Below are 23582 nucleotides of genomic sequence, written 5' to 3'. Positions count from 1 at the left end.
CAGGAACGAATATTGATAATTATCAAGCTAACTCTTGAGGAGTAACACTTAGCGATCTAATTCAAAATTCACCGTCACCGTTTGTCCTGTTTCATCTAATAAAATTAATTGATATTTACCAGGCAAATATAATTGCAGTGAATAATTCTTCTGATGCCCGTCCAGCGGTTCGCCATTCAAAAACCACCATCGTTGCCCCTCCCCGCCGCTGGTTGAAACGTTGAGGGTAATATTTTTCTCACCTGGAAGACGTTTAATTACCGCCCCTTCTCTGACGCCTGACAACATCAGCGGCGCCGCATTATGGTTATCCAGCGGAGGGCAAATCGCTGAACGGGCGGGGAGACGAGCAGCCCGTTTTTCGGCAGCAGGCAGCCATGGCTCCAGCGGTAGCGGCCAGACATCCAGCACTTTTTCTGTCGCATCAGGACAATCCGCCGCAACGCGTTTGCCTTCTTTATCCAGCCAGACCGGGAAACGGATCCCACGAATACCTTCCTGTTCCGGCAGCAGCAGCGTAGGCGGTTCACTGCCTTCCAGCAGCCAGGTTGACAGCCGACGCCGACAGTTTTCGCTCCCTTCAGGCAGGGACTGGCCCCCCGGCCAGCAAATCACGCCCCGTCCTACGCTTGCGGGACGCGGATCGCGCGGCAGGCGCGCTTCATCCACCATCGAGCGGGACTGAAGCATGTTATTGACCTGATTCAGGAGCGGTACCGCGCTGGCGAAACCAAACTGCCCGGCAACGGGCGTGCCGTCCGGGCGTCCGGTCCAGATTCCGATGACATAGCGGGCATTCAGGCCGATGGCCCAGGCATCTCGGTAGCCATAGCTGGTGCCCGTTTTCCACGCCAGCGGCGCAACCTGGGGCAGCGCACTGTCCGGCAGGGGCTGTGCTTCATTAGCGAGAATGCGACGAATAATCCACGCCGCCCCCTGCGATAACAGCGGACGTTCGATCAGCGGATCGCCCGGCTGTAAACGCAGCCGGCCCGCCTTACCCTGACGCGCAAAGGCGCTATAGGCGGCAGCGATATCATCCAGGCGTGCGCCTGCGCCCCCCAGGATCAGAGAGAGGTTGGGCTGTGCCCCCGCAGGCAGAATGAGCGGTAATCCCGCGTTGCTCAGCATTCCGGCAAAACGTTTTGGGCCGTACGCTTCCAGAACCTGCACCGCAGGCAGGTTGAGGGAACGCACCAGGGCTTCGCTCATACTGACCGGCCCATGGAAGCCGCTGTCAAAGTTGCCGGGACGATAATCCCCCGTTTTTCTTGGAACATCCTGTAATAACGAAGCGGGATGGATCAGACCATCGTCCAGCGCCATGCCATAGATGAATGGTTTGAGAACCGATCCCGGCGATCGGATCGCATTGACCATATCTACGTGGCTGAAACGGCTGTCATCATTGATATCTACCGAGCCTACCCAGCCACGCACTTTCATGGATGTATGTTCCACGACGATCATCGCCAGCGAACTGCGGGCGGGCAGGCGTGATTTCCAGTTCATTGCCAGCTCTTCAAGCTGTCGTTGCAATGCTGCATCCAGCGTGGTGACTATTTTTGTGTCACGACTTTTACTCAGCATCATGCGGGAAAAGAGCGGCGCCAGTTGCGGCATCTGCCGGGGGGCCAGCCAGACCGGCTCTTCACGGGACTCTTTCACCTGCTTCTCAGACCAGACGCCCTGAGTCAGCATGCGGTCGAGTACTTTGTTCCGCGCCGCTTCGGCACGTTCCGGCCAGCGGTCCGGGCGCAGACGGCTGGGTGCTTGTGGTAGTACAGCCAGCAGCGCCGCGTCGGAATAGCTCAGCTGAGACGGCGGTTTGCCAAGGTAAGTCCAGCTTGCCGCGCCCACGCCCTGCAACGTGCCGCCAAACGGGGCACGGTTCAGATACAGCGTCAGGATTTCACGCTTGGAGAGATGCCACTCCAGCTGCATCGCCCGCCACAGCTGACGAATTTTACCGCCAAAGGTTCGCGGATGCGGATCCAGAAGGCGTGCCACCTGCATGGTAAGCGTGCTCCCGCCAGAAACCACTCTCCCGGAGGTGAGATCCTGCCAGGCGGCACGCAGTACAGATAGCGGATTGACGCCCGGGTGATCCCAGAACCAGCGATCTTCATACTGGATCAGCGCCTCAAGATAGCGTGGGGAAACCTCTTTAATGGTAACCGGATAGCGCCAGATGCCTTCGCTGTCGGCAAAACGCCACAACGGAACACCCTGCTCATCCACCACCACTCGCGCAGGGTTGACCTCTTTCAGGGGCAACGGCCACACGCGGTCAGCGACGACAATCAGCCCCCCTGAAACGAGAAGCGCTCCCGCCAGCCACAGCCAGCGGGAGCGAATCAGGCGTGCTATCCGCATCTTACGGAACAACGATCAGCGGGCCACTGGCCGCCCCCGTTGCCCGCCACTGCGGAACGTACATGGACTCGACCATCGGAACAGGCACCTGGTAGGTTCCCGGCGTAACGGCACGGGCCAGGTAAACCAGCGTGACCGGCTGACCTTCATTGACCGGCACCGCGGCCACAAAGCGATCGTCGCGGAATTCCATGTGCTGAATATCAGACTGTTGCATCTGATTCAGCAGGTTTTGCACTTCACTGCCGCTGTCCTGCAAGCTGGCGCTGCTGCTCGCCAGATTCTGGTTTTCCAGCTCCAGACCTGCCGGGAGCAGATCCACCACCAGCGCATCCGGCACGTTCTGGCTGGCCTTCACTTCCAGCCATACCAGAACCAGTTCACCGCTCTTCAGAGAGGAGAGCGACTTGCTGCTGCCGTCTGTCGCCAGGATATGACGTTCAATCTGCAAGACATTAGAGGATGGCTGAGGCGCATACTCCGGATAGCCAGTAGTGTCCAGTCGTACCCACAGCGGCGTAGTGCCGGTATTCGTCATCTTCAACGCACCAATCTGATCGCCGTTCAGGTTTTCTACCTGCGCTTTATCACTGCTCTGGGTCTGTTCAGAGAGAGAGGTCGTTGCCTGCCACGCACCTGACAAGGTTTGCAGTGATCGTCCGGCCAGGAACAGCGCATTGCTCTCCTGGGTAGACAGCCAGCGCTGGCTGAACGCGTCTTCAGATAACGCGTTCAGCAGCCTGTTTTGCGCATCCGGCAGCAGCTTGTACTCTTCCAGCAGGGAGAGCATCAGGGCATTATCACGCAGCTGGCTGCCGTAATCCGCCATCCAGTTTCGGCTGTCGTTACGGGGTGTTTTGAGAGCCAGATCCAGCGCCTGCTGGCTGCGCGATGCATCCCCCATCAGTTTGAGTGCCATGCCCAGCTGCATCAACGGAAGCCCGGAAGCAGCCTGAGCGTGGCGCTCCCAGATTTCACGCAGCGCACCGAGCGGCGCTTTTTGCTGACGCGCCAGCACCAGCGAAGCATACGCCTGGACAGCAAATTTGCTGGCCTGGGTGTCGTCGCTGTAGCGGATGGACATCATGCCCGGATCCTGTAAATAGCGCAGCAGTCGGCTGTTGGCGTTATTCACCGCCTCGGCAGGCACGCTGTAACCCTGCTCCCCTGCCCGCACCAGGAAGTCCGTGACATAGGCGGTCAGCCAGTACTCTTCCGGGCCGTTTTTATCCCACAAGGCAAAACCGCCATCGTCACGCTGCATTTGCAGCAGACGGGAGATCCCGATATCAATGGCCGCACGGCGTTTATCGTCGGTATCGCCTTTAATGCCCAGTGCCTTCAGCTGTGCCGCGTTGGTGTAGAGGGACGGGAACAGGCCGCTGGTGGTCTGCTCAAGACATCCATACGGATAGGCCTGAAGTTCACGTATGTAGCGCGCCAGGTTCAAAGGTGGTTTACCGCTGAGCAACAGTTGCCCCTGTAGCGTGGCAGGCGAGAAACCTTCGATATGCTGTGCTGGCGCACTCCAGGATTCGCCAGGATTCAGCATCGTGCCCGTATTCACGGTTTGCGCCGGGAATGCGGGACGCACGCCAATTTTCCAGCTCTTCTGCTGCGGCGCAAACGTCTCACCTGGGAGCTGAAGGCCCGTCACCTGAGCAGTCACTTGCCCATCGCCATAGCCCTCCAGGGCACGCACCGGTATAAACAGGGTGCTACGTGCGCCAGGCGGCAGCTTAACCGGCTCTGGCTGAGCACCTTCGAGCGACAACTTACCGGCTGCGGTTAACGCAATGTTCAGCGTTTGCGGCTGGTCAGTCAGGTTAGTCAGGTCCAGCGTCAGGCGGGAGGTATCGCCACTTGCGAGGAACCGCGGCGTGTTAAGCTCGGTGATAATCGGAGCCGCCACAATGATTTTGCTTTCGCTGCTGCCGAAATCGTCTTCCGTCCAGGCCTGCGCCATCAGACGCAGTTCACCGTTGAAATCGCCAATCGGCAGCGTGATGGTACCTTCGCCGTTGGCATCAAGCGTAACCGGCTGCGCCTGCTGGGCAATAATGGTGACATGGTTCACCGGTGGCTTACCGCCGCGTTTCAGTTCATCGCCGTCTCCGCCAAAGCGCAGTGCGGCCAGACGTCCCTGACCTTCAATCACCTGGCCGTAAACATCATAGATGTCCGCGCCATAGCGCTTCTGACCGAAGAAAGCTTGCCACGGATCCGGCGTGACGTAGTCGGTAATGTTCAGCACGCCGCTATCGACAGCCGAGACCAGCACGTTCACCTTCTGTGGCACAGCCCCCTCTTTTACGCTGGCTTTCACTTTCACAGAAAGCGTCTGGTTCGGACGCATTTTTTGCGGGTTATCCAGTGCGATGTTCAGGCGACGATTTTCGTCCCCCATTGGCAGATGCAGCAGGCCAACCGCCCGTTTTGGTGTGGCGGATTTTGATTTATCGCCAGGACGAACCACCAGCGTGCTGAGATAGAGATCGTGACGTTTCCAGGCCTTGTCGACCGGGATAGCGAGATCCAGACCGTTAGCCGGTACGTCGATCTCTTTCCACCACAGCGGCCCTTCACTGGACTCGATCATCGCATAGCCCTTGCCTGCGGCCGGCGCGGCGATGTGCAGTTGGATGGTATCGCCTGGCTGATAGGATGGCTTATCCAGTTTCAGCGTCACGCGGTCAGGGCGCGCGGCCCCGGTGCCGTCGCTGTTATCCTGCCAGCTGTAGCCTGCCCAGAAGCGCACGCTGCTGACCATGTCATCAGGGGCTTTCACTTCCAGACGGTATGAGCCCCACTCCACCGGGAAGGTGACTTTACCGGTTTCATCGGCCTTGAGGTTTAGCTCCTGCTCGCCCTCAACCAGATCTTTTTGATCAAACTGAGACTGCCAGCCCTCACTCTCGGACCAATTCCAGAAGTAGTCACGACGCTCGCGAATCAGTCGTACCTGTAATCCGGAAACGGCCTTTTTGGCTCCGCTGGCATCGGCATAGACGATGTCGAAGCTGGCGTTGCCGTTCTCGTCGACGATCGGCTGGTTGACGGTAGTATCGGTGCGGTAGTCGTAAACCGCCTTGCTGGCGAACTGAGGGCGAATACCCGGCAGCTCAGCCGCCGGCCAGATAGCCTGCTCAGCGCGTCGCGTTACCGGACGCCCACCTGATTCCAGCAGGCTGGCCTGCAAAATCAGTTGCAGCGGCGAGTGCGCCTCTTTCCACTGGCTTTCGGTGGTAACCTGTCCGCGCCCCTGTTCGTCCAGCGTAAGCTGCACTTCATCCAGGCTGCGGCTCAGGTTCTCCTCGGCAATATCACCGAACTGGAAGCCAGGCAGCGCAGGCACCGCGTCACGTAGCGGACGCAGGAAAAGCTGGCCTTGCAGAGAATTGCCGTTAGCTGGCGCGCCGTACAGGTAATAGCCCACAACGTTAAAGTCCACATCCTCCTGCGGGGAAACCGGCGTTTTTTGCCCGGTCAGATTCAGCGCCATACGCTCAGGCATAAAATCTTCGACGTGGAAATCCCACATGCGCTGCTGGTTATCCCCCGTATTCGCGCGAATATGCCACATGCCGGTCTGGGCGCCGCTATCAAGCGAATAGTTGAAGCGATAAAGGCCATTCTCAGGTTGCACAACGACCGTACGCGCCACCTGTCCGTCCGGACGCAGCACGTCAAGTTTTACCGGCTGCTCGGGAAGCGGTTTGCCATCGCTGTCGCGAAGCAGGCCGTTAAGGATCACCGTTTCACCCGGACGATAGAGATCGCGCGGGCCAAACATAAAGAACTGTTTGCTGTAACCCGGGTTACCGGCGATATCAAACTCCGCCAGATCCAGCGCCGGAAGTTTGAGGTCAAGAAGCGTGGTCTGGCCATCTTTACTGGCAAGGATCAGCGCGGCTTCTTTATCGGTTTCCAGTTTCGCATGACCATCGGCGTCGCTGTTCGCCTCGGCCAGAGTCTGCCCTTTATCGTTCAGAAGGGTAATGGTCACGCCTGACTGCGCCGCACCGTTTTCAAGACTCTGGGTGAAGATGTCCAGGCGGTTATGATAACGGTGAGCGGACAGCCCAATATCACTTAAGGTAAAGAGCGTCGCGGCGTTACTGTAGTTATAGTGACCAGCCTGATTCATCACGGCGATATAGACGCCAGACTGCTGGAGCGGCTTAATATCTTTGAGCGGCAGGAGCAGTTTTTCACGCGTGTTGCGCGCCGGGTTGAGGTCGAAACGGCCGGTGTAGACCAGTTCCGCCATCTTCAGCAGATTGTCAGATTCCCAGTTGGTCAGCGAGTTACGGTACTCCCACTGGCTGACAAACGAGGCCAGCGACTCCGGCTTAACGCGGTAGAAGTTCACGTCCACATTGTTGACGTTGAGCGCCATCACCGGCAACCCTTCCACCACTTTACCCGGCAGCAGCGATCCGCGGCTGGCGAATCCGACCGTCGGTTCAACATCCCGGGTGGTGATCGCTTTTTCATAGTCAATGCCGAATGTCGCTTTGTTCAGCGCCAGCAAATCACGTTCGACGGTGACAACCAGATTACGATTCGGCTCCAGATGGCGCAGGCGCAGCTCTTTCAGATTGGGGGCCAGTTCCCAGGCGCCGTCCACTTTGCCGCTTTTTTTATCCACCACATGTACCGTTTTCGCAAAATCCTGGCTGGGATCCAGCGGTACAGAGAAGGTCAGAACCAGCGTCGCGGCGCCGTCGAGTTGCACTTCAGAGGCATCCAGCAGCGTCAACGCCTTACCCTGACTCTGCGCGGCCAGCTTAGCCAGCTTTTCAGGATCCGGTGTTGCCGGGGTTTTCTTTTCTGATGCAGTAGACGCTGCGGGGGCAGCGGCCTGGGGTTTGTCGTCGCTGTTATCACAGCCGACAAGCGTAAAGGTGGTGAGCAGCGCGAGAGAGATCGCAGCTAAGCGAAACGGTTTCATCCTGTATCCCTGGCCTGAGGGGCCTGTTGGTCATCGTCCGGATAAGTATTATCCGCAAGTTTCGTTAATACAAAAAGTCCAATTTTATAATCTGGAAAGCACCTCGCAGAATGGCATCACGCCGCTACGCCGTGATGGAACCGCGATCACAGCGCATAACGTCACATGTTACCTTTCACGTCATTTGTTTTTAAAACAAGAAGATAGCTGGATAAGCTCGCATCAGGCCTGCTAGTTTTATGACCATGACGCACCCTGAGTGCGCGGTTCAATAAGAGAGAAAGCCATGAAACGAGCCGTGAACGCCCTACAAAATTTCGGAAAATCACTTTACGGACCTGTACTTATCTTACCCATCGTAGGCCTGTTTATCGCCTTTGGGAATGTGCTGGGTAACGGCAATCTGGCCGAGTACCTGCCGTTTCTTGGCCACCCGCTGATCCAGAGTGTCGGCCAGCTGATCGCCAAGTCTGCCGTGTCGGTGCTGGTCAACCTGGCGCTGGTGTTTGCCGTTGGTATCCCCATTGGACTGGCAACCCGAGACAAAGGCTACGCGGCGCTGATTGGGCTGGTAACTTTTATCGTGTTTATCAATGCCATGAACGTGACGTTACAGCTTCAGGGGGAACTGGCCCCTGCGGAACAGATGAAAGCCGCCGGACAAAGCATGGTGCTGGGCGTCCAGGTGCTGGAAATGGGCGTTTTCGCCGGGATCCTGACCGGGGCGCTCTCCGGTTATCTGTACAACAAATATTCCGGTGTCCAGTTTAACGGCGCGATGGCGATTTACTCCGGCCACTGCTTTGTCGCGATTGTAATGCTGCCTGTCTCTATGCTGCTCGGCGTGATCATGAGCGAACTCTGGCCGTACGCACAGCATGGAATAAGCGCCCTGGCGCTGGCGATCAAAGGGTCCGGTCCGTTTGGCGTGGCGATCTACGGTTTCCTTGAACGCATTCTGGTGCCGACGGGCCTGCATCATCTGGTCTATACGCCGTTCCTGTATACCGAACTGGGCGGTACGCAGGAGGTGTGCGGTACGGCTTACCAGGGCGCGCGCAATATCTACTTCGCCGAGATGGCCTGCCCGGACGTGAAGCAGCTCAGCAGTACCGTGGTGTGGGATGCGCGCGGCATCAGCAAAATGTTTGGCCTGCCTGCCGCGGCGCTGGCGATGTATATGACCGCCAGGCCAGAGCGTAAAGCGGCGGCGAAAGCGATTCTGATCCCGGCGGCGCTGACCTCGCTGCTGGTCGGCGTAACCGAGCCGATTGAGTTCTCCTTCCTGTTTGTCGCCCCGCTGCTGTTCGTGGTGCATGCGGTGCTGACCGGTATCGGCATGATGCTGTTCTCGCTGTTTGGCGTTCACGCCATCGGCGCCAACGGGATTATCGATTTCATCCTCTACAACCTGCCGCTCGGCACGGAGAAGTCCAACTGGCCCATGTACATCGTGGTCGGGCTGATCATGTTCACTCTTTATTTCGTGGTATTCCGCTTCCTGATCCTGCGCTTCAACATGAAAACGCCGGGGCGTGAAGATGAGGACCAGGAGACACGCCTTTACAGCAAGCAGGAGTACCAGGCGAAGGGCAATAACGACGGGCTGGGCGAATCGATCGTTGTGGGTCTGGGCGGTCGGGAAAACATAGAGGTGGTGGATAACTGCTACACCCGCTTACGCGTCACGGTGAAGGACGTCGCCATCATCGACGAACCGCGCCTGAAAGCGACCGGCGCGAAAGGGATTATCAAACAAGGTAACAACGTTCAGGTGGTCTACGGGCTGCATGTCAAAAAAATGCGAGAAGCCGTTGAGACGTTTCTCTGAAAGGAGCTAAAGATGTTTACACCCCCATTTATTCTGTCGATTGCCGGCGGCGGTAGCACTTACACGCCAGGTATTGTGAAAAGCCTCATGGTGCGTCTGCACGATTTCCCTCTGGCAGAGATCCGCCTGTATGACATTGACGAGGCGCGCCAGAACACCATCGCGCCCGTGGTGGAGAAGGTTATTCGCGACCACAGCCAGAGCATCAAATTTACCGTCACCAGTGACCCGGAAGTGGCCTTTAGCGGCGCGCATTTTGTCTTCGCCCAGATGCGCGTCGGCCAGTACAAAATGCGTGAGCAGGATGAGAAGATCCCGCTGCGTCACGGCGTGGTGGGCCAGGAGACCTGCGGGCCCGGCGGGCTGGCATATGGCCTGCGCACGATCCTGCCGATGGTGGAGCTTATCGATCTGGTCGATCGCTACGCGCACGAGAAAGCCTGGATCGTGAACTACTCCAACCCGGCGGCGATCGTCGCGGAAGGCGTGCGCCGCCTGCGTCCGAACGCGAGGGTGCTGAACATCTGCGATATGCCGGTTGCCGCGATGCGCAATATGGGCGCCATTCTGGGCGTGGATCGTCATAAACTGGAAGTGGACTACTTCGGCCTGAACCACTTCGGCTGGTTTACCCGCGTGCTGGTGGACGGCGAAGACAAGCTCCCGGAGTTGCGTAAGCATATCGCGAAGTTTGGCCTGCTGACGGAAGATGCGGCTAAAACCGATCCGCAGCATTCCGATCCGTCGTGGGTGAAAACCTGGCGCAATATCAAGCCGATTATGGATAACTTCCCGGAGTACCTGCCGAACCCGTATCTACAGTACTACCTGATGCCGAACCAGATTGTGGAGCATCAAAACCCGGACTATACCCGCGCCAACGAAGTGATGAACGGGCGCGAGAAAAAGCTGTTCGCCGCCGCCGAAGAATATCAACGCACCGGAATTTTACCGGATGCCTTCCACGTGGGCGTCCACGGTGAATTTATCGTTGACGTCGCCTGTTCGCTGGCGTTCAACCTGCGAAGCCGCCATCTGGTGATGGTGGAAAACCGCGGGGCGATTACCAACCTGCCGTACGATGCGGTGGTGGAAGTGCCTGCCTATATCACCTCCGAAGGGCCGGAGCCCGTCCGCGTGGGTCAGGTGCCGCTGTTCCACCAGACGCTCCTGCAACAGCAGCTGGCCTCTGAACAGCTGCTGGTTGAGGCAACCATCGAAGGCAGCTACGAGAAAGCGTTGCAGGCGTTCACTCTGAACCGCACCGTGCCGACCATGGAGCACGCGAAAGCGATTCTGGATGAGATGATCGAAGCCAACCGCGACTACTGGCCTGCGCTGCAAAAGGCCTGGCAGGACGGTGAAGCGGTGAAAAAATAGGGGCTTGCTCGCGAGTTGAACGTGGTGAGCTTGTCGGTGTCAGAAAAAACACCGACAATCCTTTTTTACGGAAAAGAATGGAGGCAACCATGTCCACCTCATATTTTGTCGCTGCCGACTGGCTGATTGAGCACGGCGACGACCCGGAAGTTCAGATTATCGACGCGCGCATGGCCCCTCCGGGCCAGGAGCATCGTGACGTTCCCGCTGAATACCGGGCAGGGCACCTGCCTGGCGCGGTATTTTTTGATATCGAAGCCCTCTCCGATCACACCTCTTCCCTGCCGCACATGCTGCCTCGCCCGGAAGCGTTTTCCGTGGCGATGCGCGAGCTGGGCATCAGCAAAGATAAACATCTTGTTGTTTACGATGAAGGTAATCTGTTTTCCGCGCCGCGAGCGTGGTGGATGCTGAAAAACTTCGGCGTGGAAAAGGTATCGATTCTGGCGGGCGGACTTGCAGGCTGGAAGCGCGACGAACTACCGCTTCAGCAGGGTGACGTCACGCTGCCGGAAGGGGAATTTGATGCCACGTTTGACGCTAACGTGGTCAAGCGCCTGACCGACGTGCTGGTCGTGAGCCACGAAAACACGGCGCAAATCGTCGATGCGCGTCCCGCTCCACGTTTCAACGCAGAAGCGGACGAGCCGCGACCGGGACTGAAACGAGGACATATCCCGGGGGCGCTGAACGTGCCGTGGGGCGATCTGGTGTTTGAAGGCGAGCTGAAAACCACCGATGAATTGCGTGCCATTTTTGAACGTCAGGGCGTGGATTTGCATCGTCCGGTTATTGCAAGCTGCGGCTCCGGCGTAACGGCCTGCGTGGTGATCCTGGCGCTGGCAACCCTTGGCGCAAATGACGTGACCCTGTACGACGGCGCCTGGAGTGAATGGGGTGCACGAGACGATCTGCCGGTTGAACCGGCGAAATAATGGATAACCGCCTGGCAACGCTGTTAACGCGCGGGTCGTCGCTGACCCGCGCGGAGTATCGCGTCCTCGCCCACCTCACTGAGCATCCATTGCTGGTGGGCAACATCACGGTGCGCGAGCTGGCGCAGGCGACATTTGTCTCTACCGCGACGATTATGCGGCTGTGCCAGAAGCTGGGGTTTAGCGGCTTTAGCGAGTTTATCTGGCACTGCAAGCAGCTGCTTTCTGACACGCCGCATATCACCGTACAGCCTGAGCAACATGCGGAAATGCCCGCGCTTTTTACCCGGTTCGTTGCCAACTATCAGCAGACCTTCCAGTGGGTCACTCAGGACAAACGCCAGCAGTTTGCCAGCCTGCTGCGCCAGAAAGAGAGCTTCTTTCTCTACGGCGCCGGGTTTTCGTACCTTTTTGCCGAGTACCTGACCAAGAAGTTGCAGGTGCTGGGAAAAACGGCGTTCATCTCCGGGCCGGGAGACAGCCGGAATATTTTTCTCAGCAACGCCGCGCGCTATCAGGTGTTTATTGCCGTTTCACGCAGCGGCGAAACGGAGCAGGTACTGGATAAAGCGCGGATCGCCAAAAACGTCGGCATGACGATCGTCGCGTTTACCCGCGCGTCGGCCAATACGCTGGCGGGTATGGCGGACGTGCATTTTGCTCTCTATGACGAAGCGGTACATTTCGCCGCCGAAGCCGCAGGTGTGACGTCGTTTGAGTCGAATCTGGTGCTGCTGATGGATTTACTGCTGCTGGAAGCAACGGGGTGAAGATCACCCCGCTGTAATCAGATAATGCGGTTGGTCTTAAGATCGCGCAGGAAGCCGCCCCAGCGACGCTCGTAGAACGGGGTGATGTGCTCGGTAATAAAGTGGCTGATCCCCTTCTCACCTTTCTTCACCTGACAGATATCAATCGGCTCATCGCCCGGCAGGGTGTCGGTCGCCACGCTTCCCGCCGCCTGGATGATCTCGTCGATATCGCCGTCGGCCTCAATCCCTATCAGCAGAACAGGCTTTTCGTCAGCGCTCTCTTTGATGGAGCAGAGAAACGCGCGTTTTACCGGCTTGATGGTTTTAAACAGCGTGGTCAGGGAGTCAATCATCTGCGCGGGCGGCTCGGCCACTTCAGACAGCAGCAGCGTTTCGCCCCCTTCCAGCACCTCCTGAGTGCTGAGCGGGTTGCCCTCGTCACCAATCAGGTGGCCGATTTCGCGCGGAGTAAACTCTTTCCCGGTCGGCAGTTTGGCGTTGAGGAACAGCGTCTGCCCCAGGGTCATTTCGAACAACGTGCGCACCGGCATCACCACGAACGCCTGTTCGTCTTCTACCGCTTCCTGCAAGGCCTCGAGCGAAGTAAAGAACGGGATCACCGACGTGCCGTCGTCTTTCTCCCAGTGCAGCAGATCCAGCGCGCTGTCTTCGACAACCTGCTCCCCTTCCGCTGCGGTGCCCGGCACCCAGACGGTGGATTCCAGCAGCGTGCGGAAAAAGGCCGGACGGTGGGCGGGCTCGGTCGCCGCCTGCTCCAACAGGGTTTCTAATTCGTTTTTGGTTTCTGACATAACAATTCCAGATGTCGAATTTCCCCCTCACCCCTGCCCTCTCCCATGGGGAGAGGGTTAGGGTGAGGGCAAAGAGCATTACTCAGCCGTCAGCAGGTTCGCTACGGTACGCACGCCCAGACCGGTCGCACCCGCAGACCACTGCTCAACCGCCGCTTTACGGTAGGTTGCGGAGCAGTCAATGTGCAGCCAGCCTTCATGGTAGTTCTCAACGAAGTGAGACAGGAAGCCTGCTGCGGTGCTTGCCCCCGCCGGGTACGCTGCGCTCGCGGTGTTGTTCAGCTCGGCGAAGTTAGACGGCAGCTGGCTGCGGTGGAACTCGGCCAGCGGCAGACGCCAGAACGGTTCGTTTTCCGCCGCCGCGCTGGCCAGCAGGCGAGCGGCCAGCTTGTCGTCGAAGCTGAACAGGGCGTGATAGTCATTACCCAGGGCAGTTTTCGCCGCGCCGGTCAGGGTCGCCATGTCGATAATCAGCTCCGGCTTCTGCGCAGAGGCGTCGATCAGGCCATCGGCCAGCACCAGACGGCCTTCGGCGTCGGTGTTCATCACCTCAACGTTTTTACCGTTGCGGTAGCGAATGATGTCGCCCAGCTTGAAGGCGTTGCCGCTCACCATGTTGTCCGCGCAGCACAGATAGAGCTTCACGCGCTTGTTCAGGCCGCGGGTGATGGCGAAGGCCAGCGCGCCGGTAATGGTCGCCGCGCCGCCCATGTCGGACTTCATGGAGTCCATGAATGCGCTCTGCTTCAGGCTGTAGCCGCCGGTGTCGAAGGTGATGCCTTTCCCGACCAGACAGGCAAAGACCGGGGCTTCTTTGTCGCCGGTTGGGTTGTAATCCAGCGCCAGCAGGACCGGAGGACGCTCTGAGCCACGACCCACGGTGTGGATACCCATGTAGTTCTGCTCGCGCAGGTCTTCCCCTTTAGTGATGCGGTAGGACATCTTTTCGCCCGCCACACCGCACAGCAGGTCAACGGCGCGCTGCGCCAGCTGTTCCGGCCCCAGCTCTTCCGCCGGTGCGTTAATGGTGTCGCGCACCCAGTCGATAATGTTCAGGCGGCTTTCCAGCTCTTTCTGACCGGCTTCGTCGAGGTTCGCCCACTCAATTTGACGGGTGCCTTTCGGCCCTTTGTAGCCTGCCCAGAACGCCCAGCTGCGGTCGGTGTCCCAACCTTCCCCTTCCAGCGACACATGCTTAATGCCAAGGCCGTCAATCTTACGCGCGGCGCGCTGGATCAGGCCCAAATCATCGTTGCCCGTCAGGTGCAGGGTAATGCCGTCGTTATTAATGCTGTAGGTGGCTTTCTCGCCCCAGCGCGCGTCGGCAGGCTGATTCGAGAGCGTAATCTTCATCGCTTCGGTCATTTTATTTTTCCTTATTAGCAACTAGCAAACGGGCCGCCTGAAGGCAGCCCGTTTTGTTATTTATTCTGCTTCATCTAACCAGACTAACAGAATCGCCTCCAGAATTTTTTCATTGGATGCGTTGGGATCGTCGTCGAAATCCTCTAAATCGCAGATCCACTGATGCATGTCGGTGAATCGTACGGTCTTCGGATCGAGATCCGGGTTCGCGTCGTAGAGCGCTTCGCCGATTTCACGGCTGTCTGTCCACTTCAGTCCCATATTAATGCTCGCGTGCGTGGTTGATGGTGTAGCGTGGGAACTCCACGACCAGATCTTCATCGGTCACCGCGGCCTGGCAGCTTAAGCGGCTGTCTGGCTCCAGACCCCATGCTTTATCCAGCATGTCGTCTTCGTCTTCGGTGCTCTCGGCGAGAGAGTCGAAACCTTCACGCACGATGCAGTGGCAGGTGGTGCAGGCACAGGATTTTTCACAGGCGTGTTCCACTTCGATACCTGCACGCAGGGCTACATCGAGAATGGTTTCACCGGTCTTCGCTTCCAGAACAGCGCCATCCGGACAGAGGTCCGCATGAGGCAAAATTACAATCTTTGGCATATTAAACCTCGTCCACGGACTGGCCTTTCAGCGCGACGCGGACAGATTTGTCCATGCGGCGAGCAGCGAAGTCCTGGGTTTGTTTATCAACGTTTTTAATGGCTTCTTCTATCGCGTCAGCGTCATTGCCTTCGGCCACGGCGCTTAAGCGCGCGGCAGCGTCGTCAATCACCTGGCGCTCAGCGGCGCTTAACAGCGCGGCGTCGGCAGCGAGCGCGCCGTTCAGGCTTTCCAGCACGCGTGCGGCTTCAACTTTTTGTTCCGCCAGCATACGCGCCTTCACATCCTGCTCGGCGTAGCTCATTGAGTCCTGAATCATGGAGGCGATTTCGCCATCGGTCAGGCCGTAGGACGGCTTAACCTGAATAGACGACTCGATACCGGTCGATTTTTCCATCGCCGTGACGCTCAGCAGGCCGTCCGCATCCACCTGGAAGGTGACGCGAATATGCGCCCCGCCCGCAGGCAGCGCTGGAATTCCGCGCAGCGCAAAGCGCGCGAGAGAGCGGCAGTCCTGCACCAGCTCACGCTCGCCCTGCATCACGTGGATGGACATCGCGGTCTGGCCGTCTTTGAAGGTGGTGAACTCCTGCGCGCGCGCCACCGGAATGGTGGTGTTACGCGGAATGACTTTCTCCACCAGGCCGCCCATGGTTTCTAAACCCAGAGACAGCGGGATGACGTCCAGCAGCAGCATTTCGCTGTCCGGCTTGTTGCCGACCAGGATATCGGCCTGGATAGCGGCGCCGACGGCAACCACTTTGTCCGGGTCGATAGAGGTCAACGGCGTGCGGCCAAAGAATTCCCCCACGCGCTCGCGTACCAGCGGCACGCGGGTTGAGCCGCCAACCATGACCACTTCCAGCACCTCGTTAGCCTCAACGCCTGCATCCTTCAATGCGCGACGGCAGGCCAGCAGGGTACGCTTAACCAGAGGCGCAATCAGTTCGCTGAACCGATCGCGGGTAATCTCACCCTGCCAGCCTGCGACGTTCACGCTGACGGACTGTGCATCGCTCAGGGCGATTTTGGCGTCGATGGCCGCATCCAGCAGTTCACGCTGCACGTGCGCATCGCTGCGATCGCTGATGCCCGCCTGCTCGCGGATGTAATCTGCCAGCAGATGGTCGAAGTCATCGCCGCCGAGCGCGGAATCTCCGCCGGTCGCCAGCACTTCGAACACGCCGCGACTCAGGCGCAGGATAGAAATATCAAAGGTGCCGCCGCCCAGATCGTAGACCGCGATCACCCCTTCCTGACCGGAGTCGAGGCCGTAGGCAATCGCCGCCGCCGTCGGTTCGTTCAGCAGACGCAGCACGTGCAGGCCCGCCAGACGCGCGGCGTCTTTGGTGCCCTGACGCTGTGCATCGTCGAAATAGGCCGGAACGGTGATCACCACGCCGTCCAGATCGCCGCCGAGCGTCGCCGTGGCGCGTGCCGCCAGCGCTTTAAGGATGTCAGCAGAAACGCGAATCGGGTTCAGCAAACCGGCTGACGTCGCGATCATCGGCAGGCCGTTTTCGCTGGCCTGTAGCTGATACGGCAGATGCGGGTAACGGGTCTGGATATCAGCCAGCGAGCGGCCCATCATGCGCTTAACCGAGCTGATGGTATTGGCCGGATCGCGCGCGGCGTTAGCGCGGGCATCAACCCCGACCGCGTGACCCTGCTGTTGGTAGTGGACTACAGAAGGCAGCAGATGGCGCCCCTGCTCGTCAGCCAGCGTTTCCGCCTGGCCGCTGCGCACGGTCGCCACGAGGGAATTGGTGGTGCCCAGGTCAATACCGACCGCCAGACGACGCTGGTGCGGTGCGGCACTTAAGCCAGGCTCACTAATTTGTAATAAGGCCATAATTGCTTCCGAAATTAAAAATCGAGCAGCTTTTCTTCGAGTTGTTCAGCACTGCTTCGCAGTTTATCGAGAAAACGGAGTTTGCGCACAGTGTCTGCCGCCACGTCCCAGGTCTCGTTGTTCAGTTGCTCCACCATCTGCTGATGGCGGGTATCGAACATACCCTTTACGCGCGTGATAAAGCTTTCCAGGCGCGCTTCGTCTTTAGCCTGTTCAATTTCATCCAGCTCTTCGCGCAGCTCCAGTTGTTCCATCAGAAAGGCGGTGTCGCGCACGGTATGCTGTTCGCTCGCCAGATCGAAACCGTGAAGCGAGAGCAGATATTCTGCACGCGCCAGCGGATGACGCAGCGTTTGCCAGGCCTGGTTGATGGTGGCGGAGTGTGATACCGCAGCCAGTTGCTCTGCCTGCGTCCCGCTGGCGAATTTATCCGGATGGTACTGACGCTGGAGATCCTGAAAACGGACCGTCAGCGCCTGGAGATCGATCGGGTATTGAGCGGGTAGTCCGAAGAGAGTGAAGTAATCCATAACAATCTCAGGGGTAGCCTGTTAGAACAAACCCCACGCGTAGCAAAGCCACGGTGGGGTTTCGGATGACGCGCGGTTAAACGTGGAAGCTTTCGCCGCAACCACACTCGTCTTTGACGTTCGGGTTCGTGAATTTGAACCCTTCGTTCAGGCCTTCTTTTACGAAGTCCAGCTGAGTGCCGTTGAGGAATTGCAGGCTTTTGCCATCGACCACCACCTTCACGCCCTTGTCTTCAAACACGGTGTCATCAGACGCCGGTTCGTCAACAAACTCCAGTACGTAAGCCATACCAGAACAGCCGGAGGTACGTACGCCCAGTCGCAGGCCAAAGCCTTTACCACGGTTCGCCAGAAAAGAGCTTACTCGCGCGGCAGCGCTGTCGCTAAGGGTAATCGACATACTCAAACCTCAATTATTTTGCTTCACGTTTGCTTTTGTAATCCGCAATGGCGGCTTTGATCGCGTCTTCTGCCAGAATTGAGCAGTGAATTTTCACCGGCGGCAGTTCGAGTTCTTCAGCAATATCCGTGTTCTTGATTGCCTGTGCTTCGTCCAGAGACTTGCCCTTCACCCATTCGGTGACCAGGGAGCTGGACGCGATAGCAGAACCGCAGCCGTAGGTCTTGAAGCGCGCGTCTTCAATGATACCTTCATTGTTGACTTTGATCTGCAACTTCATCACGTCGCCACATGCTGGTGCACCGACCATGCCGCTACCAACAGATTCGTCGCTGTTGTCAAAAGAGCCAACGTTGCGCGGGTTTTCGTAATGATCGATGACTTTTTCGCTGTATGCCATGATTGAATTCTCCTTATGTACCGATTAGTGATGTGACCATTCAATGCTGTTCAGATCCACGCCCTGCTTGAACATTTCCCACAGTGGAGAAAGGTCGCGCAGACGGCCGATGGAGTTACGAACCAGCTTGATGGTGTAGTCAATCTCTTCTTCGGTAGTAAAACGACCTAAAGAGAAACGGATAGAGCTGTGTGCCAGCTCGTCAGTCATACCCAGCGCGCGCAGCACGTAGGATGGCTCCAGGCTTGCAGAGGTACAGGCAGAGCCGGAAGAAACGGCCAGGTCTTTCAGCGCCATGATCAGCGACTCGCCTTCAACATAGTTGAAGCTGACGTTGAGGATGTTCGGCGCGCCCTGCTCGAGATCGCCGTTCAGATACACTTCTTCCATATCTTTCACGCCGTCCCACAGACGGTTACGCAGCGTGCGCAGGCGTGCCATCTCGGTTTCCATCTCTTCTTTTGCAATGCGGTAGGCTTCGCCCATGCCCACGATCTGGTGAACAGGCAGCGTACCGGAACGCATGCCGCGCTCGTGACCGCCGCCGTGCATCTGTGCTTCGATGCGGATACGTGGCTTACGACGAACGTACAGCGCGCCGATACCTTTCGGACCATAGATTTTGTGACCGGAGAAGGACATCAGGTCCACTTTCAGCTGGCTCAGGTCGATAGGCAGTTTGCCCACGCTCTGGGTCGCGTCCACGTGGTAGATGATACCGCGCGCGCGGCACATTTCGCCGATGGTCGCGATGTCTTGTACCACGCCGATTTCGTTGTTGACGTGCATGATGGAGACCAGAATGGTGTCATCACGCATCGCCGCTTCGAGCTCTTTCAGATCGATAATGCCGTTGCTCTGTGGCGCCAGATAGGTGACTTCGAACCCTTCACGCTCCAGCTGACGGCAGGTGTCCAGCACGGCTTTGTGTTCGGTTTTGCTGGTGATGATGTGCTTGCCTTTTTTCTGATAAAAGTTGGCTGCACCCTTAATCGCCAGGTTGTCGGATTCGGTCGCACCGGAGGTGAAAACAATTTCACGCGGGTCGGCACCGACCAGGTCAGCAATCTGATTACGGGCGATATCAACCGCCTCTTCAGCATGCCAGCCAAAACGGTGTGAACGGGAAGCTGGGTTACCAAAGTTTCCGTCCAGGGTCAGACACTGCATCATTTTCTCGGCAACACGCGGGTCCACCGGCGTGGTTGCGGAGTAATCGAGATAAATCGGTAATTTCATTGCTCTATAAACTCCGTACATCGCTTCAATGCAAGGAATCAGGCAACCGGCTGGATGTACGACCGAGTACGCGGGGTGTGACCACCCCGGCCTGATTCTGAATACTTATCTTTTTAATTACGCGCGCAGTTTAACGTCGATGGCGTCCTGCGTGCGGGTGCTGCGCTGTGAATCCTGACTATGCTGACGCCCAGAGACATCCAGAACTTCCTGGTTATTCACCAGCTCACCGAGGGTGATGTTGTTCAGGAAGCCGGTCAGACGGTCGCTCAGATCGCGCCACAGCGCGTGGGTCAGGCATTTATCGCCGCCCTGACAGCCGCCTTTACCCTGGCAACGGGTCGCGTCAACGGATTCGTCAACCGCGCTAATCACTTCGCCAACCGCAATACTGCCCGCGTCTTTACCCAGCAGATAACCGCCGCCCGGGCCACGAACGCTGGACACCAGTCCATTTTTACGCAGTCTGGAGAACAGCTGTTCCAGGTAAGAGAGGGAGATCCCTTGTCGTTCAGAAATATCAGCCAACGGAACCGGGCCCGCTTCGGAGTTGAGCGCAACGTCCAGCATCGCGGTCACGGCATAACGCCCTTTAGATGTCAGTCTCATGTCTTACTTAACCTCAAACTCGCCCCTGCCCGGGGTTTTTTATTGTAAAATGGGGGTATTGCATAGCAGGGCCAAGTCTGACATTCCTGACTAAATTGGTCAACTATTTACTTGACTGTTTTAGTCAGGTATTTAACCTTCTGTGCCTTCATAATATAGGTGCGGCCTGATGCCCTCACCCCAGCCCTCTCCCACGGGGAGAGGGGGAAATCGACACTACGCTTTGTTCTTCTGCTCAATCGACGCCAGAATCCCGCGCAGAATGTTCAGCTCCTGGCTTTCCGGGCGGGCGCGGGTGAACATACGGCGCAGCTTGTTCATCACCTGGCCCGGGTGGCCTTCACGGATAAAGCCGGTTGAGAGCAGCGTCTGCTCCAGATGACCGTAGAAGCGCTCCAGATCGTCCACCAGCGGGTAGGCCGTCTCTTCTTTAGGTTCGACCGGTTTCTCCTGCGTCGCCAGCCATGCCATGCGCACTTCGTAGGCAATGACCTGCACCGCCATCGCCAGATTCAGCGAGCTGTATTCCGGATTGGCGGCAATCGCTACGTGGTAGTGACACTTCTGTAGTTCCTCGTTGGTCAGGCCAACGCGTTCACGACCAAACACCAGCGCAACCGGCGCCTGTTCCGCTTCTGAGATACTTTTCAGGCCGCATTCGCGCGGGTCCAGCATCGGCCAGGGCAGCGTACGGGAGCGCGCGCTGGTCCCCACCACCAGACTGCAACCGGCCAGGGCTTCGTCCAGGGTGTCCACGATCTGCGCATTCCCGATCACGTCGCTGGCGCCGGCCGCCAGAGCAATAGCCTGAGAGTCTGGTTTCACCAGCGGATTAACCAGCCACAGGTTCGTTAAGCCCATGGTTTTCATAGCGCGGGCCACAGAGCCCATGTTGCCGGTGTGCGATGTTTCGACCAGCACGATTCGAATGTTTTGCAGCATAATTTTTAGATGTCTGGATTCAGTGTCTGAAGAATATTCGGGCATATTATCATAAACGAGAGACATAATCCGATCCCGCTGCTATACTCTGCGCCGATTTTCCTGTTCTTTAACATCCAGTGAGAGAGACCGATGCATCCGATGCTGACCATCGCCGTGCGCGCAGCGCGCAAGGCGGGTAATGTAATTGCCAAACACTACGAAACCCCAGACTCCGTAGAAACCAGCCAGAAAGGCAGCAATGATTTCGTGACTAACGTCGATAAAGCCGCAGAAGCGATTATTATCGAAACGATCCGCAAATCTTACCCGCAGCACACCATCATCACCGAAGAAAGCGGTGAACATGAAGGTACCGATCAGGATGTTCAATGGGTTATCGATCCACTGGATGGCACCACCAACTTCGTTAAACGCCTGCCACACTTCTCTGTGTCTATTGCAGTACGCATCAAAGGCCGTACTGAAGTCGCTGTTGTTTACGATCCAATGCGTAACGAACTGTTCACCGCAACCCGCGGTCAGGGCGCGCAGCTGAACGGCTACCGTCTGCGTTGCAGCAATGCACGCGATCTGGACGGCACGATTCTGGCGACTGGCTTCCCGTTCAAGGCGAAGCAGCACGCAACCACCTATATGAATATCCTGGGCAAGCTGTTCACCGAATGCGCGGACTTCCGTCGCACTGGCTCTGCTGCACTGGATCTGGCCTACGTGGCGACCGGCCGCGTTGACGGTTACTTTGAGCTGTCACTGAAGCCGTGGGACTTCGCGGCGGGCGAGCTGATCGCACGTGAAGCTGGCGCGATTGTTTGCGACTTCACCGGCGGCCATAACTATATGTCTACCGGCAACATCGTTGCAGGTAACCCGCGCGTTGTTAAAGCCATGCTGGCAAACATGCGTGATGAACTGAGCGATGCGCTGAAGCGTTAATTCAGTCTGTTAAGCCCGGTGGCGCTACGCTTACCGGGCCTACAACACGCCTCAGATACGGCTAGAAAGGCCGCAACCCCCTTCCCACCGGCACCGCGCTCATCCACATCGTGACCGCAGCCACCAGCAGAATCACCCCGCCCGCCAACGCAAGCGTCGTCCAGCCAACCTGTCGCCACAATACCGGCGTTTTATTGCCGCTGAGTTTTACCGCCAGCTGACGGAAGCTGTGCACCAGCAAGGCTAACGAAGAGATCGTCAGAGACGTTCCCGCCGCCATCGCCAGCGCCGAGAGCATGCCCCAGCCAAATACGCCTGTCACTTTGCTGAACAACAGCACCATGATTGCGCCCGAGCACGGACGCATCCCCATTGAGAGCACAATCATCAGACGCGCACGCCAGTCGTCACCATTCTGTAATTGTTCCTGCGTCGGCAGATGCTGATGCCCGCACCCGCAGTTTTCATGGTGAACGTGATGCGGCGTAAAGGCTTTGAATTTTGGTTTTTGCAGCAACGCGCGCAATTTTTTCAGCGCCCGCCAGCAGAGGATCAACCCCAGCACGCCTACCAGCGCGTAACTCCCCTTCTCCAGCCAGAAGCTGCTCATATGCAGCTGGCGAGCCGGCAGCTGTAGCAGCGAGAGGACGACCACGACCAGCGCAATCGCCACACCGCCCTGAAGTAAAGAAGAAGCCAGCGTCAGGCCGATACTCGATTTCAGCTTCGACGGATGCGTGGCAAGCCAGGTCGTGATGACAATTTTGCCGTGCCCCGGCCCCAGGGCATGCAGCACGCCATAGATAAAGCTGAACGCCAGAAGAGCGCCGCCCGCTTTGGTCGGATTTTCCGCCACGGCTTTCAGCAGCACGCTCATCTGCTGATTAACTTCCCGCTGCCAGAGGACGCTTTTCACCATCACCTGCGGCCATGCCTGCCACAGCCAGAGCGCGCCGCCAACCGCTAACAACAAAAAGAGCGCCAGAGGCCAGAGGTGCAGCCAGCGACGCGGCTTACTGACGGGAGAGGAGATCACTGACATTGTAACGTCACCTCCTGCGCGAACTGTTTACCCAGCTCCATGTCCTCAGGCGGGGCATCTGCTTTATCCAGCGAGATCGCAAAGTTCAGCGTCTCTTCGCTGGGTTTAGGGGTGTGCACGCCAATTTTGCAGCTTTTTTGCAGCGCGTCCGGCAGCCGTACGTCGCTGTCTTTGTCATAGCGCATATCGACATAGTAGGTAGGGTCAAAAGTGGAAAAGCGGTACGTTTGCCCGGGCAGCGGCTGAGGATGCGCCAGCGGAAGCACGAACGTCAGCACCGCCTGATGACCTTCGCGGGTCATGCCGTACTCCGTGGGACGGTTAAGAAATTTCACCTTTTGTCCGTTGTGCCAGAACTCGGTGAAGTAGTGCTGACCCAGCACGTTGGCCATCACCTCCGCCGCCAGCTTTTTCCAGATCTCATCGCCGGGCTTTGCGTTTCCGGCATCGTACAGCAGGTCGGCGGAGGTGATTTCATCCATCGTCCAGTGCATCTTCAGGCCACTGAGCTGCGTGCCGTCCGTCACCAGTTCGGTTTTCAGGCTGATAAAACTGTGAGGATGTGCGCCGGCGGCGAAAGTGAAAACCGCCAAAAATAACGCTACCGCGCTTTGTTTAACTATTTGCAT

At 57.8% G+C, this 23582-nt stretch carries 20 protein-coding genes; 5 read left to right on the top strand and 15 right to left on the bottom strand.

What is annotated here, in order from left to right:
* Positions 1-48: 48 nt before the first annotated feature.
* Entirely contained in the window at positions 49-2376 is a 2328-nt protein-coding gene (gene pbpC, locus SK53_RS00320) for a peptidoglycan glycosyltransferase PbpC (RefSeq protein ID WP_048208239.1), read from the bottom strand.
* A gap of 1 nt (position 2377) precedes the next feature.
* Positions 2378-7330 (bottom strand): alpha-2-macroglobulin family protein, encoded by a 4953-nt coding sequence (locus SK53_RS00315; protein ID WP_048208237.1) that lies wholly within the window; start codon positions 7328-7330, stop codon positions 2378-2380.
* 286 nt (positions 7331-7616) lie between these two features.
* Here SK53_RS00315 and SK53_RS00310 point away from each other — a divergent pair, with 286 nt between their 5' ends.
* The 4 genes from SK53_RS00310 to SK53_RS00295 all read left to right on the top strand — a co-directional run bounded on the left by SK53_RS00310 (position 7617) and on the right by SK53_RS00295 (position 12246).
* The gene (locus SK53_RS00310; RefSeq protein WP_003860637.1) at positions 7617-9161 is read left to right on the top strand and encodes a PTS transporter subunit EIIC; all 1545 of its coding nucleotides are present in this window, start codon (positions 7617-7619) and stop codon (positions 9159-9161) included.
* Between the two features lie 12 nt (positions 9162-9173).
* The gene (locus SK53_RS00305) at positions 9174-10541 is read left to right on the top strand and encodes a 6-phospho-alpha-glucosidase (protein ID WP_003860640.1); all 1368 of its coding nucleotides are present in this window, start codon (positions 9174-9176) and stop codon (positions 10539-10541) included.
* An 89-nt stretch (positions 10542-10630) separates the two neighbouring features.
* A complete protein-coding gene (gene sseA / locus SK53_RS00300; RefSeq protein WP_022651593.1) occupies positions 10631-11476 on the top strand; it encodes a 3-mercaptopyruvate sulfurtransferase in 846 nt (281 codons plus the stop codon).
* Positions 11476-12246 (top strand): MurR/RpiR family transcriptional regulator, encoded by a 771-nt coding sequence (locus SK53_RS00295; protein WP_015572161.1) that lies wholly within the window; start codon positions 11476-11478, stop codon positions 12244-12246. Before sseA ends, SK53_RS00295 begins: the two co-directional genes overlap by 1 nt.
* Positions 12247-12263: 17 nt before the next feature.
* Here SK53_RS00295 and sseB read toward each other — a convergent pair whose 3' ends face one another.
* The 11 genes from sseB to trmJ all read right to left on the bottom strand — a co-directional run bounded on the left by sseB (position 12264) and on the right by trmJ (position 20975).
* Positions 12264-13040 carry an enhanced serine sensitivity protein SseB gene (gene sseB / locus SK53_RS00290; protein ID WP_048208235.1) on the bottom strand — a complete coding sequence of 259 codons (777 nt, stop codon included), beginning with the start codon at positions 13038-13040 and terminating at the stop codon, positions 12264-12266.
* A gap of 78 nt (positions 13041-13118) precedes the next feature.
* On the bottom strand, positions 13119-14405 hold the full coding sequence (pepB, locus tag SK53_RS00285) for an aminopeptidase PepB (protein WP_023325070.1): 1287 nt from the start codon (positions 14403-14405) through the stop codon (positions 13119-13121).
* A gap of 60 nt (positions 14406-14465) precedes the next feature.
* Positions 14466-14666, bottom strand: coding sequence for a Fe-S cluster assembly protein IscX (iscX, locus tag SK53_RS00280; RefSeq protein WP_003860650.1), 201 nt, complete (start codon positions 14664-14666; stop codon positions 14466-14468).
* A 1-nt stretch (position 14667) separates the two neighbouring features.
* The gene (fdx, locus tag SK53_RS00275; protein WP_003860652.1) at positions 14668-15003 is read right to left on the bottom strand and encodes an ISC system 2Fe-2S type ferredoxin; all 336 of its coding nucleotides are present in this window, start codon (positions 15001-15003) and stop codon (positions 14668-14670) included.
* A 1-nt stretch (position 15004) separates the two neighbouring features.
* Positions 15005-16855, bottom strand: a complete 1851-nt coding sequence (hscA, locus tag SK53_RS00270) for a Fe-S protein assembly chaperone HscA (protein ID WP_003860654.1) — start codon at positions 16853-16855, stop codon at positions 15005-15007.
* A 14-nt stretch (positions 16856-16869) separates the two neighbouring features.
* Complete coding sequence (hscB, locus tag SK53_RS00265; RefSeq protein WP_003860657.1) at positions 16870-17385, bottom strand: co-chaperone HscB; 516 nt, start codon at positions 17383-17385, stop codon at positions 16870-16872.
* A gap of 76 nt (positions 17386-17461) precedes the next feature.
* Positions 17462-17785, bottom strand: coding sequence for an iron-sulfur cluster assembly protein IscA (iscA, locus tag SK53_RS00260; protein ID WP_003860659.1), 324 nt, complete (start codon positions 17783-17785; stop codon positions 17462-17464).
* Between the two features lie 13 nt (positions 17786-17798).
* The gene (iscU, locus tag SK53_RS00255; protein WP_003860661.1) at positions 17799-18185 is read right to left on the bottom strand and encodes a Fe-S cluster assembly scaffold IscU; all 387 of its coding nucleotides are present in this window, start codon (positions 18183-18185) and stop codon (positions 17799-17801) included.
* Between the two features lie 24 nt (positions 18186-18209).
* The gene (gene iscS, locus SK53_RS00250; protein ID WP_003860663.1) at positions 18210-19424 is read right to left on the bottom strand and encodes a cysteine desulfurase; all 1215 of its coding nucleotides are present in this window, start codon (positions 19422-19424) and stop codon (positions 18210-18212) included.
* Positions 19425-19541: 117 nt separating this feature from the next.
* Complete coding sequence (gene iscR / locus SK53_RS00245) at positions 19542-20033, bottom strand: Fe-S cluster assembly transcriptional regulator IscR (protein WP_003860665.1); 492 nt, start codon at positions 20031-20033, stop codon at positions 19542-19544.
* Between the two features lie 216 nt (positions 20034-20249).
* Positions 20250-20975, bottom strand: a complete 726-nt coding sequence (trmJ, locus tag SK53_RS00240) for a tRNA (cytosine(32)/uridine(32)-2'-O)-methyltransferase TrmJ (RefSeq protein ID WP_003860666.1) — start codon at positions 20973-20975, stop codon at positions 20250-20252.
* Positions 20976-21107: 132 nt separating this feature from the next.
* On the opposite strand from trmJ, the gene suhB reads away from it, so the two are divergent.
* Positions 21108-21911 (top strand): inositol-1-monophosphatase, encoded by an 804-nt coding sequence (suhB, locus tag SK53_RS00235; RefSeq protein WP_003860668.1) that lies wholly within the window; start codon positions 21108-21110, stop codon positions 21909-21911.
* A gap of 61 nt (positions 21912-21972) precedes the next feature.
* On the opposite strand, the gene SK53_RS00230 is transcribed toward suhB, so the two are convergent.
* Together SK53_RS00230 and SK53_RS00225 are read right to left on the bottom strand one after the other, a co-directional pair.
* The gene (locus SK53_RS00230) at positions 21973-22953 is read right to left on the bottom strand and encodes a nickel/cobalt transporter (RefSeq protein ID WP_023314655.1); all 981 of its coding nucleotides are present in this window, start codon (positions 22951-22953) and stop codon (positions 21973-21975) included.
* Positions 22944-23582, bottom strand: coding sequence for a DUF1007 family protein (locus SK53_RS00225; protein WP_045330516.1), 639 nt, complete (start codon positions 23580-23582; stop codon positions 22944-22946). The genes SK53_RS00230 and SK53_RS00225 overlap by 10 nt, the downstream gene beginning before the upstream one ends.

The organism is Enterobacter sp. MGH119 (genome assembly GCF_001037675.1).
In the GTDB taxonomy this organism is placed as follows: Bacteria; Pseudomonadota; Gammaproteobacteria; order Enterobacterales; family Enterobacteriaceae; genus Enterobacter; species Enterobacter hormaechei_C.
The sequence above is the reverse complement of the archived record's forward strand: the minus strand, read 5'-3'. Positions and strand labels throughout refer to the sequence as shown.

Excerpts from the sequence above, each read along its gene's own strand:
- SK53_RS00305 (WP_003860640.1), top strand. The coding sequence starts at position 9,174 with ATGTTTACACCCCCATTTATTCTGTCGATTGCCGGCGGCGGTAGCACT.
- SK53_RS00295 (WP_015572161.1), top strand. The coding sequence starts at position 11,476 with ATGGATAACCGCCTGGCAACGCTGTTAACGCGCGGGTCGTCGCTGACC.
- iscR (WP_003860665.1), bottom strand. The coding sequence starts at position 20,033 with ATGAGACTGACATCTAAAGGGCGTTATGCCGTGACCGCGATGCTGGAC.
- suhB (WP_003860668.1), top strand. The coding sequence starts at position 21,108 with ATGCATCCGATGCTGACCATCGCCGTGCGCGCAGCGCGCAAGGCGGGT.
- sseA (WP_022651593.1), top strand. The coding sequence starts at position 10,631 with ATGTCCACCTCATATTTTGTCGCTGCCGACTGGCTGATTGAGCACGGC.
- iscX (WP_003860650.1), bottom strand. The coding sequence starts at position 14,666 with ATGGGACTGAAGTGGACAGACAGCCGTGAAATCGGCGAAGCGCTCTAC.
- SK53_RS00225 (WP_045330516.1), bottom strand. The coding sequence starts at position 23,582 with ATGCAAATAGTTAAACAAAGCGCGGTAGCGTTATTTTTGGCGGTTTTC.
- iscU (WP_003860661.1), bottom strand. The coding sequence starts at position 18,185 with ATGGCATACAGCGAAAAAGTCATCGATCATTACGAAAACCCGCGCAAC.
- hscA (WP_003860654.1), bottom strand. The coding sequence starts at position 16,855 with ATGGCCTTATTACAAATTAGTGAGCCTGGCTTAAGTGCCGCACCGCAC.
- iscA (WP_003860659.1), bottom strand. The coding sequence starts at position 17,785 with ATGTCGATTACCCTTAGCGACAGCGCTGCCGCGCGAGTAAGCTCTTTT.
- pbpC (WP_048208239.1), bottom strand. The coding sequence starts at position 2,376 with ATGCGGATAGCACGCCTGATTCGCTCCCGCTGGCTGTGGCTGGCGGGA.
- hscB (WP_003860657.1), bottom strand. The coding sequence starts at position 17,385 with ATGGATTACTTCACTCTCTTCGGACTACCCGCTCAATACCCGATCGAT.
- SK53_RS00230 (WP_023314655.1), bottom strand. The coding sequence starts at position 22,953 with ATGTCAGTGATCTCCTCTCCCGTCAGTAAGCCGCGTCGCTGGCTGCAC.
- iscS (WP_003860663.1), bottom strand. The coding sequence starts at position 19,424 with ATGAAATTACCGATTTATCTCGATTACTCCGCAACCACGCCGGTGGAC.
- SK53_RS00315 (WP_048208237.1), bottom strand. The coding sequence starts at position 7,330 with ATGAAACCGTTTCGCTTAGCTGCGATCTCTCTCGCGCTGCTCACCACC.
- pepB (WP_023325070.1), bottom strand. The coding sequence starts at position 14,405 with ATGACCGAAGCGATGAAGATTACGCTCTCGAATCAGCCTGCCGACGCG.
- SK53_RS00310 (WP_003860637.1), top strand. The coding sequence starts at position 7,617 with ATGAAACGAGCCGTGAACGCCCTACAAAATTTCGGAAAATCACTTTAC.
- sseB (WP_048208235.1), bottom strand. The coding sequence starts at position 13,040 with ATGTCAGAAACCAAAAACGAATTAGAAACCCTGTTGGAGCAGGCGGCG.
- fdx (WP_003860652.1), bottom strand. The coding sequence starts at position 15,003 with ATGCCAAAGATTGTAATTTTGCCTCATGCGGACCTCTGTCCGGATGGC.
- trmJ (WP_003860666.1), bottom strand. The coding sequence starts at position 20,975 with ATGCTGCAAAACATTCGAATCGTGCTGGTCGAAACATCGCACACCGGC.